Origin of the sequence: Streptomyces sp. NPDC020597 (assembly GCF_044335095.1) — a bacterium.
Taxonomy (GTDB): Bacteria; Actinomycetota; Actinomycetes; order Streptomycetales; family Streptomycetaceae; genus Streptomyces.
Genome location: NZ_JBIRUL010000020.1, coordinates 85,472 through 96,283 on the forward strand (window position 1 = coordinate 85,472; position 10,812 = coordinate 96,283).

Sequence of the window (10,812 nt, forward strand, 5' to 3'; positions counted from 1 at the left end):
TCTCGTTGGCCCCCTCACCTCGTCTGGCGTGCCCGCCGGGCGGCGCGAGGGGTCTCGACGGGATGCGCCAGGTCGTCGGCGACCAGGTGTTCGAGGGCGCGCAGAAGGGCTTCCCTGTCCCCGGCGGGCAGTGCGGCCAGGGCGTCGCGGTGCACGCGGTCGACGATCTCCTGGCTCTGCCCGGCGACGCGCGCGCCGTCCTCGGTCACGGCGATGATCCGGGCCCGCCGGTCCGTGCGGGAAGGGCGGCGCTCGGCCAGGCCCGCCGCCTCCAGGGCGTCCACCGTCACCACCATCGTCGTCTTGTCCATGTCGCCGAGCTCGGCGAGCTGGACCTGCGTGCGCTCCTCCTCCAGGGCGTGGACGAGGACGCAGTGCATGCGGGACGTCAGGCCGATTTCCGCCAGGGCGGCGGACATCCTGCTGCGCAGGACGTGACTGGTGCGGTCGAGGAGGAACGACAGGTCCGGTTCGGTGCGCTTGGGTGCCATGGCGGTCATGTCTGCCAGGGTAGGGCAACTGGATCCGAGACGGATTATCCGGAAGAGACCTTGCTGGAGGGCGTCGTGCCGGGCGCTGTGCCGGGCGCCGTGCGGGCCAGGTAGACCGTGTTGGTCGACGTGCCGGTCTGCAGGGCGTTGTCGAAACCGACGACCCGGGCCGACGTGTGCGCGAAGACCTCCGAGAGCGCCGACATGAACTGCTCGTCGGGGGGATCGTTCGACCACAGCGCGAACACCCCGCCGGGACGCAGGTGTTCGGCGAGCGCGCGGAGTCCGGCGGGACGGTAGAGGGCCGCATGGCGCGGGTGGAGCACGTGACGCGGCGAGTGGTCGACGTCCAGCAGGACGGCGTCGAAGCGCCGGCCCGGGGCTTCCGGGTCCAGGCCGCGGGGGTCGGCGGCCAGCGCGAAGAAGTCACCGTGTGTCAGGCGGCAGCGTTCGTCGGAGGTCAGCCCGGCGCCGAGGGGCACCAGGTGCCGCCGATGCCAGTCGATGACCTCGGCGAGCGCTTCGACTACGGTCAGCGAGCGCACGCGCGGGTCGTCCAGGGCCGCCCGGGCGGTGTAGCCGAGCCCGAGTCCGCCGACCGCGACGTCCAGTGCGGTCCCCTCGGCGTCCGGCAGCTCGGCCAGTGCGAGCTCCGTGAGCGCGATCTCGCCGGCGGTGAAGAGACTGGACATCAGGAACTCGTCGCCGAGTTTCACCTCGTACACGTCGTCGCCCGAGACCGGGTGGCGCCGGCGCCGCAGACTGATCTCGCCGAGGGGTGTCGGCTGCCAGTCGATCTCCTCGAAACGCAGGCCCATCCGTTCACCTTTCGCGTGTGAGCCGGGGCGGCTGACGCCCCCGCTCCGGCGAGGGAGCGGGGGCGTGGGGGAGCGGTGGAGCGGTCCGGCCGGTCAGGCGTCGATGATGACGGGGATGATCAGCGGCCTGCGCCGGTGCGTGCGGAAGGCCCAGTTGGCCACGGAGCGGGCGATGAGCTGTTCCAGCTGGTGGGCGTCGCCCACGCCTTCCTGAGCGGCGTTGGCCAGCGTCTTCTCGATGACGGGAACGACCGGCTCGAAGGTGGCGTCGTCATGGACGAAGCCGCGGGCCAGGAAGTCGGGAGCCTCGGCCAGGGCGCCGGTGTCGGCGTCGACGATGGCGACGACCGTGATGACGCCCTCCTGAGCGAGCGTGACCCGGTCCTTGAGGGACGCCTCCGTCGCGCCGCCGACCTCCATGCCGTCCACGTAGACGTTCCCGGCGGGCACCTTGCCGGTGATCGAGGCACGGCCGTCGACGAGGTCGACGACGACGCCGTCCTCCGCGATGACGACGCGGTCCGGGTCGACGCCGGTGCGGATGGCGAGGTCGGCGTTGGCCCGCAGGTGGCGGAACTCGCCGTGGACGGGCATGACGTTGCGCGGGCGGACGATGTTGTAGCAGTAGACGAGTTCCCCGGCGCTGGCGTGGCCGGACACGTGCACCTTGGCGTTGCCCTTGTGGACGACGTTGGCGCCCCACCGGGTCAGGCCGTTGATCACCCGGTAGATGGCGTTCTCGTTGCCGGGGATGAGGGAACTGGCGAGCAGGACGGTGTCGCCCCTGCCGATGCGGATGGCGTGGTCGCGGTTGGCCATCCGCGACAGCGCGGCCATCGGCTCGCCCTGGGAGCCCGTGCACACCAGCGTGATCCGGTGGTCCGGCAGCTTCTCCAGCTCCTTGGTGCTCACCACCAGGCCCGACGGGACCTTGAGGTAACCGAGGTCGCGGGCGATGCCCATGTTGCGGACCATGGAACGGCCCACGAAGGCCACCTTACGGCCGTGCTGGTGCGCGGCGTCCAGGATCTGCTGGATGCGGTGCACATGGCTCGCGAAGCTGGAGACGATGACCCGGCGCGGCGCCGTGCGCATGACCTGCTCGATCGCGGGATTCAGCTCGCGCTCGGAGGTGGTGAAGCCGGGGACCTCGGCGTTGGTGGAGTCGGTGAGGAACAGGTCCACGCCCTCCTCGCCCAGGCGGGCGAAGGCGCGCAGGTCCGTGATCCGGTCGTCCAGGGGGAACTGGTCCATCTTGAAGTCGCCGGTGTGCAGCACCATCCCGGCGCCGGTGCGGATCGCGACGGCGAGACTGTCCGGGATGGAGTGGTTGACCGCTACGAACTCGCATTCGAACGGACCGAAGCGGCGCCGGTCGCCTTCGCGTACGCGCACCGAGCGGGGGCGGATGCCGTGCTCCTTGAGCTTGGCCTCCAGGAATGCGAGGGTGAGCTTCGAGCCGATGACCGGGATGTCCGTCCGCTCCCGCAGCAGATAGGGAACGCCACCGATGTGGTCTTCGTGCCCGTGGGTGAGCACGATGCCCACGACGTCGTCCAGGCGGTCACGGATCGAGGTGAAGTCCGGAAGGATCACGTCCACCCCGGGCTGGTTCTCCTCGGGGAACAGCACACCGCAGTCCACGATCAACAGCTTGCCGGCGTGCTCGAAGACGGTCATGTTGCGACCGATTTCGCCCAAGCCGCCCAAGGCGGTGACCCTCAGCCCGCCTTCGGGCAAGGGCGGGGCGGCTTTGAGTTCTGGGTGCGGATGGCTCATGACCTCACGTTACCGAAGAGTCCGGCGGTGTGATCCACCGCCTGCCCTGTGCCGCCCTGCGTCGCGCCGCGCGGCCCGGCCGCGCGCGCCCCCGGCCCCGCCCGGCGGCACGGGTGGAGTGATCTTCCCTGAGGGGTAGAAACCCGTATGAGGGGTGTGAAGCGGTCGATCCGGGCGTGGCATGGCCGACGTGCCACCGTCGGATCGCCGGGGATTGCCCGCCCAGGGGTACCTGAACCGTCCCGTTTCGGGGTCCAATGGTGGGAGTCCCGCCCTTTCATGCCGGCACCGGTCAGAAGAGGCACGTCATGGAACCATGGCTGATCTGGTTGATCATCGCAGCGGTCCTGGCTGTGGTGGAGATCTTCACGCTGACCGCGGCACTCGGGATGCTGAGCGCGGCCGCCCTCGTCACGGCGGGGTCCGCGGCGGTCGGGCTGCCGCTCCCCTTCCAGTTCGCCGTGTTCACGGTCGTCGCCGTGGCCACGGTGTTGTTCGTGCGCCCCATCGCGCTGCGCCACGTGCTCCAGCCGCAAGCGGCACGGTTCGGCGTGGACGCCCTGATCGGCAAGGGCGCCTTCGTCGTCTCGGAGGTGACGGGCCTGGGCGGCAGGGTCCGTATCGACGGCGACGAATGGACGGCCCGCGCCTACGACGAAACGCTGGTGATCCCCGCCGGAAGAACCGTCGACGTCATAGAGATCAACGGAGCCACCGCGATCGTCTACCCCCGGGACTGAAACCATGGAAACCTCGGCGTTCCTGATTGCCGGCCTGCTCGTCGCCGTGTTCGCGGTCTTCACCGTCGTGCGGGCGGTGCGCATCGTGCCCCAGGCGCGCGCCCGCAACGTCGAACGGCTCGGCCGCTACCTCCGGACCCTGAATCCCGGCCTCAACTTCGTCATCCCGTACATCGACCGTGTGCACGGAGTGATCGACCTGCGGGAACAGGTCGTCTCCTTCAAGCCGCAACCGGTCATCACCGAGGACAACCTGGTCGTCGAGATCGACACCGTCCTCTATTTCCAGGTCACGGATCCGCGGGCGGCCTTCTACGAGATCGCGAACTTCCTCCAGGCGGTCGAGCAGCTCACCGTCACCACGCTGCGCAATGTCGTGGGATCCATGGACCTGGAGAAGACGCTCACCTCACGGGACACCATCAACAGCCAGCTCCGGGGCGTGCTGGACGAGGCCACCGGGAAATGGGGGCTGCGGGTCAACCGGGTGGAGATCAAGGCCATCGACCCCCCGCAGAGCATCAAGGACGCGATGCAGAAGCAGATGCGGGCGGAGCGGGACAAGCGGGCCGCGATCCTGGGGGCCGAGGGGCAGCGCCAGTCGCAGATCCTCACCGCCGAGGGTGACAAACAGGCCGCCGTCCTGCGCGCGGAGGGCAACCGCACCGCCGCGATCCTCCAGGCCGAGGGCCAGTCCCGGGCCATCGACGAGGTGTTCCAGGCCGTGCATCGCAACGACCCCGATCCCAAGCTGCTCGCCTACCAGTACCTCCAGACGCTGCCCCAGCTCGCGCAGGGTCCGGGCAACAACTTCTGGGTGATCCCCAGCGAGATCACCTCCGCGCTCCAAGGCATGTCCCGAGCCTTCAGCGAGGTGCTGCCCCCGTCGCCGGCCACTCGTGAGCGACCCGGGGACGACATGGACGCCCAGGCCGCCGACGACGCGGCCCAGGCGGCGGAAGCCGCCGCCGCGGCCCTCGCCGACGCGGCCAGGGCCGAACGCGGCACTCCGCCGCCGGACTCCCTCCCGGGCGAGCCCTCTCGCTGACAGCACGCCTCGTCGGCCTGGTCGGAGGGGGACGCGTCAGGGAGCCGGTTCGGCGAAGACGCCGATCGACGGGCGGATCCTGTCCTACGGTGGTGCCATGAGTGATCATTCGGAAGCGCCTGTCGTGCCCGTCGACGCCTACGAACCCCCCTACTACGTGGCTGTGTTCACCACGGTGCGCACCCAGGACCAGAGCGGATACGCCGAGACTGCCGCACGCATGGAGGAGCTGGTGAAGGACGTCCCCGGATATCTGGGGATGGATCACGCGCAGACCCCCGGCGGGCTGGGCATCACCGTCGGGTACTTCCGCGACGCCGACGAGCTCACGCAGTGGCGGTGCGACGCCGAGCACCTCGCGGCGCAGGAGCGCGGGCGCGCCGAGTGGTACGAGGCCTACACGCTGCACGTGGCGAAGGTCGAGCGCAGTCACGGGTTCACGCGGGCGTAGGCCCGCCGGGGGAGCCGCTGTCAGAAGGAGCGGAAGCCGTCCCAGTAGGTGTCGGCGCTTTCGCGGAAGCGGTCGGGATGCCTGTGACGCAGACGGGTGTAGCGCTCGTTGAGCAGGTCCACGGCCAGTTGCAGGCTCGTTCCGAACTCGGTGCGGATGGCCTGGATCGCGTGGATCCTGCGGTTCTCCGTGATCAGGCCGTCGATTCCCGACCACCGCCCGTCGTCCGCCTGCTCCGCCGACGTGAGTCCCGCCAGCTCGTCGCACAGGCGCTGGACCTCGTCGACGATCTCGGCGTCCGTGGCGACGCCGAGCTTCATGCGCAGCAGGGCTCTCAGGTCGCCGAGTTCTCGTCGCAGTGCGTCGCGCTCCGCGCGAGTCCTGATGAGCTCGCCTTGCACTGTCTCGAGATCGTCCTGCGGCATGGCGACAGTCTGCCAGGGGCGCCGGCGCCCCTCCACGCCCTTCTCCGGCTTCGGCGGCGCGAGCGGCGACCGGTGAGCGGCCAGGGGCGATCGGTGAGCATCAGCGCCCCTCGACCCCCACCCGGTTCTCCTCCCTGGCCGCCGCCGGCGGATCGACCAGTTCGAACGCGCCGCCCGGCAGGCGTCGGCCGGACATTCCGGAACGCAGCAGCGGAGCGTCCTCCCAGGCGGGCAGGGCGCGCCCGGGGCGGCGGACGGTGTCGAAGGGGAGAGCGCGGCCGGCTGCGCACAGCTCGCCCGTCTGTCCGTCCGCGAGCGGTCGGCCCCGGCCGTCCACCACGCTCACCTGCACCTGGGGCAGCGGGGCGCCGATCGTGCCCGCCCAGGACGTCGTGCCGCCGGCCGCGGTGAACTCCCGGGAGATCCAGGGCAGGGCGCCGTCCGCGGGTGCGAAGTCGGCACGCAGCCGGGTGCCGGGCAGCGCCGTGAAGTGTCGTGCCACGAGGTCGCTCGGCACGGGACCGCCGACCAGCTGCACCAGCCGCGGCCGGACGGGGAGGACGTCCACGAGGGCGTCGTACTCCTCGGGGCTGAACACGGCGGCGGACACCGTCCCGTCGCGGTGCGCCGGGGCTCCCGTACCCGGCAGTGTGCGCAGTGAGCCTCCGCCGGCGAACGCCCACCACATCGCGGACAGCGCGCGGGGGCCTGCGGGCGGTCCGGCCACGAAGACCCGGCGCGGAGCGGGGCCCGCCGTCCGGATCCGCTCGGCCACGGCGAGCCGCCAGGCGTGGTGGTCGACCAGGTGCCCGGTGAGCCCGTGCCGGCCGCCGTCGTCGACCAGCAGGTAGGCGGCCTCCCTGGAGTGGGAGAGGGGGAGTGCCGGTTCCAGCCGCTGAGCGGTGATCCGCCGGCGGGTGTCCTCGTCGTCGAGCGGGAGAGTGGTGTACCGCCGCGACCAGGCTTCCCGCGTGGAGCGGCTGCACAGGACGGTCGAGGCGCCGCTGACCGAGGCGATGCCCCGCAGTTGCGAACGGCCGAGACCGTGCGCGGCGGGCACGCACACGCCTCCCGCCTTCAGGACGGCCAACTGCGCTGCCAGCGCCTGCCGGTGGTCGTCGCAGTGGATGATCACCGGATCGCCGAGCTGGACGCCACTGTGCACCAGGACCGATGCCAGGCGTGCGGCCCACGACTCCGCCGCGGCGAAACGCAGTTCGCCGCGGGCGTCCTGGACGGCGACCGCGTCCGGGTGGCGCCGGGCGGTCTGAGCGAACAGGGCGTCCAGTGTGCTCGGTGACGCCGACGGCGAGAGCGTCCGTGCCGCGGCGGCGGTCCGCGCACCGGGACTCGCGGGCCGTGCCGGGGCGGGGGCGGATGCGGCGTGAGGCGTGCGCACGGCGGGCGCCCGGCGGGTGGCCAGGGCGGGATCGGTGATCACTGTGCTTCCTCCAGCTCAGGGAATGGACCCACCCTGTCCGTTGCCGCCGAAGTCCCTGGCGCAGGCCCGTGCGTCCCGCCTCGGAGCAGAACGCGAGGCGGGGACGGCGAGCGCGGGGGACCGGGCGGGGACCGTGAGGTGGGGGCTATGAATCGACTGCCCCGGGCCCGGACTTCGCCGACTGGACGAAGGCCAGGGTTTCCGCGAGGTTCTTCCAGATCTCCGCGGCGAGATCCATGTTGGACGCTTCGTGCGCCTTGCCGGCCAGCGCCTCGATGGCGCGCACCCCGGCCTCCACCTGCCCGGAGATGATGTCGAGCAGATGGACCAGCACCTCGAACCGGATCATGTCGCGGAACTCGAGCTTCTTGGCGTCCGGGCGGATCTCCTCGCACAGGGCGCGTGCGGCGTCGAGCTCACCCGCCTGGAAATGTGCGTGGGCGCGGATCGTGCGGAACTCCAGGCGCTGACCGGCGTCCCCGACCAGGGCGAGTGCGGGCTCGACCTCCTTGAGGATCTGCTGTGCGTCGGCGAGCCGGCAGGGGTGCATCTGCAGGTAGAGCGACGCGGCGGCGAAGCGCAGCCGCACCCACAGCCGCAGGTCGTCGGCGCTGCTGCTCATGGCCAGCGCCTCGGCCAGGCGGGCCGCGGCGGCCGCGTGGTTCCCCTGCCGCACGTAGACGCTCGCCGCGGTCCACAGGGCTTCGACCCGCATGGTCCGCGTGGTGTCCTTCGAGAGCACCTCCAGGTCCGCCACATACCTCAGTGCGTCGTGCAGTTGGCTGGCCTCGGCCTCCGTGGAGATCAGCATCATGAGCGCGCGCACCGTGTCGGCGCGGGGCACGTCATGCTCGATCGCGGTGGAATAGGCGTCGTCGGCACAGGCGTTGGCGGCCTTCATGTCACCGAGCGAGCGGTGGATCCGGGAGACGTGGACCAGCGAGCGGACACGCAGCTCGGGGATGCCGCTCTCCTCGGCGGTCCGGAGCAGTTCCTGGCCCAGGGGGAGCTGAGCCTCGTGCGTGGCGCCCTCCGACCGGATCCCGGCCAGTGACCACAACGCCATCCATCGCAACGGCAGGGACAGATCGGCCTGGTGGCGCGTCAGACGCTCCAGCAGCTCGTCGACCCGGCCGTCGCCGTCGGGTGTGGCGGTGACCGCGCGGACCAGGTCCGCGACCGGCGCCTCCTCCGCGACCGGCGGGGCGTCGAACGCGGACGGGGCCACGTCGAGCCGTTCGGCGAGGTAGGAGACGATCTTGGGGGTGGGCGGGCGCGCACCGGACTCCAGGCGGGAGAGATAGCCGGCGGACATCTCGTCGCCGGCCAACTGCGCCTGAGACATTCCGCGTTCCTGCCTGAGCGTTCGCAGTCGCTTACCGAAGTCCGACCGATCGACCACGGCTCAACCCTCCCTTGCCACGTATACGGGGGTGGGGGAAGCCGTTGATCGCGGCTTCCCCCACCCCCATGTCACCGACAGTTTGGCAGTTGTCAGTTCGGTTGTCAATTTTTGGTAATGACACTGAGGTCAGGTTGGCAACCTTCTGGCATCCGTCGCGGGACTCCGATGGGGCCGGGGGTCACGGCCAGTCGATCCTCGGGGTTCCGGGACCTGCGATCGAGGCCGTTCCGGTCGGGCTGGTCGACTCTGTCGCGGCACTGCCGCAACCGATGGCGAAAGCGATCGCGACCAGACCGAGAACGGCGCCGAGTCGGTGCAAACATCGCATGTCAGGAGATCCCCTCGTAAGGCTTGGAGAGTGTTGCTGCTGCTGTGGTGTCCGAGCCGGACGTGACGTCACGCTAGCGTTCAGGCACAGGGTTTGACAAGTAGTTGCCAAAATTCTGATCACTGTGGAAAGGTGATGTCATCAACGTGACAACGTGAAGCCCGCAAAGCGGTCCGCGGTGACGCGCCGCTGGAACGATCGGGCAACCCGAGGAGTGAACCGATGGTGAATGCGTTGGACGATCCCCGGAGCCGTCTGGTCGTGGTGGCGAACGACGAAGGGCAGCACGCGCTCTGGCCGGACCACCGCGCCGTGCCCGCCGGCTGGACCGTCGTCCACGGCCCGGCGGACCGGTCGGCTTGCCTCGCCTACGTCGACACCCACTGGACGGACATGAGGCCGCTGAGCCTCCGCTTCTCCATGGAGTGACGGCACCTGGCACAGGTGCGGGCCCGCAGCCGCTCCCTTCCCTCCCTCGCTCCCATCCCACTCCCGCCGAAACCGGAGGTACGGCCGTGCAGACACCGCATCCGCCCGGCTCCCTCTTCCGGAACAGAGCGTTCGCCCTGTTCTGGTCGAGTCAGTCGATCTCGTTCCTGGGCACACAGATCACCTATGTGGCCCTGCCTCTCACCGCGGTCGTCGTCCTGCACGCGTCGCCGATGGAGGCCGGCCTGCTGAGCGCCCTCGAGACGCTCCCCTTCCTGCTGTTCGGCCTCTTCGTCGGTGTCCTGGTGGACCGCCGGGCCCGGCGGCCCATCCTGATCGCGGCGAACGCGATCCGGTTCGCCGCACTCGCCTGGGTCCCGCTGGCCTACTCGCTCGACGTGCTGACGATCACCCAGCTCCTCGTCGTGACCTTCCTCGTGGGCGTCATGACCGTCTTCTTCGAGATCGCCTACATGTCCTATCTCCCCGGACTGGTCGGTCGCGAGCGGCTGATGGAGGCCAACGGCAAGCTGCAGGCGTCCGCCTCGACCGCCGAGGTCGCGGGCCCGGGCATCGCCGGTGGACTCATCGGCGTGATGAGCGCTCCCGCGGTGATCGCCATCGACGCCGTGAGCTATCTGATCTCGGCCCTCGCCCTGACCAGACTGCCCGCGGACACCGCACCCCAGGCAGAAGGGGAGGCCGAGGGCAAGCAGTCGGTCCGGGCCTCGCTCCGCGAGGGATTCGCCGTCGTCGGCCGCAGCCCGCTGCTCCGCTGGTGCACTGTCGCGGTCTTCTTCCTCAGCCTGTTCTTCAGCTCGATCATGGCCGTCTACTTCCTCTACCTCATCCGTGAGGTGGGACTCACTTCCACGGCCGTGGGGCTCATCGTCGCGGTCGGCAGCGTCGGCGGGCTCGTCGGAGCCCTGCTGTCCGAGCGGCTGAACACCCTGCTGGGCGTCGGCCCGACCCTGGCGGCCGCCGTGGCCCTGCCCGGAGTCGGCTTTCTCCTGCTCGCCGCCGTGGACGGGAACTCCCTCGGCTCGGCCGCGCTGGCCGCAGTCGCCACCTTCGTCGGGTTCTTCGGCATCCCCGTGTGGGACGTGACCGTGATCAGCTTCCGCCAGTCGATCACCCCTGAGCATCTGCAGGGCCGGGTCAACGCGACCGTGCGCTCGCTCTCCTGGGGAACCCTCTCACTGGGCTCGCTCATGGGCGGCGCCCTGGCAAGTTCCTGGGGTCTGCGCGAGACGGTCGTCGTGTCCGCGGCCGGACTGTTCGTGCCCTCCCTGGTCGTGCTCCTGTCACCGGTGCGCGCGATGCGGCAGTTGCCCGAGCCGGCGGACGGTCCGGCGCAGCCGAGCCGGGTCAGCTCCACCTGAGAATCCCGTCCGGCGAGCAGGCCGGATCCGCGCCCCCGGCTCCGTATGCCAGTGAGCCACGCCCTTTTGAAGGAG

General features: G+C 70.5%; 11 protein-coding genes. 5 read left to right on the forward strand and 6 right to left on the reverse strand.

The features are described 5' to 3' along the window. Positions 1-14: 14 nt before the first annotated feature. The 3 genes from ACH4ZA_RS28735 to ACH4ZA_RS28745 form a co-directional block, all read right to left on the reverse strand. Positions 15-500 (reverse strand): MarR family winged helix-turn-helix transcriptional regulator, encoded by a 486-nt coding sequence (locus ACH4ZA_RS28735; RefSeq protein ID WP_398432274.1) that lies wholly within the window; start codon positions 498-500, stop codon positions 15-17. A 35-nt stretch (positions 501-535) separates the two neighbouring features. Further along, on the reverse strand, positions 536-1,309 hold the full coding sequence (locus tag ACH4ZA_RS28740; RefSeq protein ID WP_398432275.1) for a spermidine synthase: 774 nt from the start codon (positions 1,307-1,309) through the stop codon (positions 536-538). 93 nt (positions 1,310-1,402) lie between these two features. After that, on the reverse strand, positions 1,403-3,088 hold the full coding sequence (locus ACH4ZA_RS28745) for a ribonuclease J (protein WP_398432276.1): 1,686 nt from the start codon (positions 3,086-3,088) through the stop codon (positions 1,403-1,405). A 308-nt stretch (positions 3,089-3,396) separates the two neighbouring features. Between ACH4ZA_RS28745 and ACH4ZA_RS28750 the strand changes: the two genes are divergently transcribed. The 3 genes from ACH4ZA_RS28750 (at position 3,397) to ACH4ZA_RS28760 (ending at position 5,327) form a co-directional block, all read left to right on the forward strand. Beyond that, entirely contained in the window at positions 3,397-3,828 is a 432-nt protein-coding gene (locus ACH4ZA_RS28750) for an NfeD family protein (RefSeq protein ID WP_398432277.1), read from the forward strand. A 4-nt stretch (positions 3,829-3,832) separates the two neighbouring features. Further along, positions 3,833-4,876, forward strand: a complete 1,044-nt coding sequence (locus ACH4ZA_RS28755; RefSeq protein ID WP_398432278.1) for an SPFH domain-containing protein — start codon at positions 3,833-3,835, stop codon at positions 4,874-4,876. Between the two features lie 97 nt (positions 4,877-4,973). Then, on the forward strand, positions 4,974-5,327 hold the full coding sequence (locus ACH4ZA_RS28760) for an antibiotic biosynthesis monooxygenase family protein (protein ID WP_398432279.1): 354 nt from the start codon (positions 4,974-4,976) through the stop codon (positions 5,325-5,327). Between the two features lie 20 nt (positions 5,328-5,347). On the opposite strand, the gene ACH4ZA_RS28765 is transcribed toward ACH4ZA_RS28760, so the two are convergent. The 3 genes from ACH4ZA_RS28765 to ACH4ZA_RS28775 form a co-directional block, all read right to left on the reverse strand. Further along, positions 5,348-5,752, reverse strand: coding sequence for a hypothetical protein (locus ACH4ZA_RS28765; protein ID WP_398432280.1), 405 nt, complete (start codon positions 5,750-5,752; stop codon positions 5,348-5,350). Positions 5,753-5,852: 100 nt separating this feature from the next. Next, positions 5,853-7,193: an AMP-binding protein gene (locus tag ACH4ZA_RS28770; RefSeq protein ID WP_398432281.1), complete on the reverse strand. Its 1,341-nt coding sequence runs from the start codon at positions 7,191-7,193 to the stop codon at positions 5,853-5,855. A 145-nt stretch (positions 7,194-7,338) separates the two neighbouring features. Beyond that, on the reverse strand, positions 7,339-8,595 hold the full coding sequence (locus ACH4ZA_RS28775; RefSeq protein WP_398432282.1) for a helix-turn-helix domain-containing protein: 1,257 nt from the start codon (positions 8,593-8,595) through the stop codon (positions 7,339-7,341). Positions 8,596-9,148: 553 nt separating this feature from the next. Here ACH4ZA_RS28775 and ACH4ZA_RS28780 point away from each other — a divergent pair. Together ACH4ZA_RS28780 and ACH4ZA_RS28785 are read left to right on the forward strand one after the other, a co-directional pair. Further along, positions 9,149-9,355 (forward strand): MbtH family protein, encoded by a 207-nt coding sequence (locus ACH4ZA_RS28780; protein ID WP_398432283.1) that lies wholly within the window; start codon positions 9,149-9,151, stop codon positions 9,353-9,355. Positions 9,356-9,441: 86 nt separating this feature from the next. Next, complete coding sequence (locus ACH4ZA_RS28785; RefSeq protein WP_398432284.1) at positions 9,442-10,737, forward strand: MFS transporter; 1,296 nt, start codon at positions 9,442-9,444, stop codon at positions 10,735-10,737. Positions 10,738-10,812: the final 75 nt, after the last annotated feature.

Bases quoted from the DNA above. Each gene is read 5' to 3' on its own strand.
- ACH4ZA_RS28750 (WP_398432277.1), top strand. From the start codon at position 3,397: ATGGAACCATGGCTGATCTGGTTGATCATCGCAGCGGTCCTGGCTGTG.
- ACH4ZA_RS28735 (WP_398432274.1), bottom strand. From the start codon at position 500: ATGACCGCCATGGCACCCAAGCGCACCGAACCGGACCTGTCGTTCCTC.
- ACH4ZA_RS28740 (WP_398432275.1), bottom strand. From the start codon at position 1,309: ATGGGCCTGCGTTTCGAGGAGATCGACTGGCAGCCGACACCCCTCGGC.
- ACH4ZA_RS28760 (WP_398432279.1), top strand. From the start codon at position 4,974: ATGAGTGATCATTCGGAAGCGCCTGTCGTGCCCGTCGACGCCTACGAA.
- ACH4ZA_RS28755 (WP_398432278.1), top strand. From the start codon at position 3,833: ATGGAAACCTCGGCGTTCCTGATTGCCGGCCTGCTCGTCGCCGTGTTC.
- ACH4ZA_RS28765 (WP_398432280.1), bottom strand. From the start codon at position 5,752: ATGCCGCAGGACGATCTCGAGACAGTGCAAGGCGAGCTCATCAGGACT.
- ACH4ZA_RS28780 (WP_398432283.1), top strand. From the start codon at position 9,149: ATGGTGAATGCGTTGGACGATCCCCGGAGCCGTCTGGTCGTGGTGGCG.
- ACH4ZA_RS28745 (WP_398432276.1), bottom strand. From the start codon at position 3,088: ATGAGCCATCCGCACCCAGAACTCAAAGCCGCCCCGCCCTTGCCCGAA.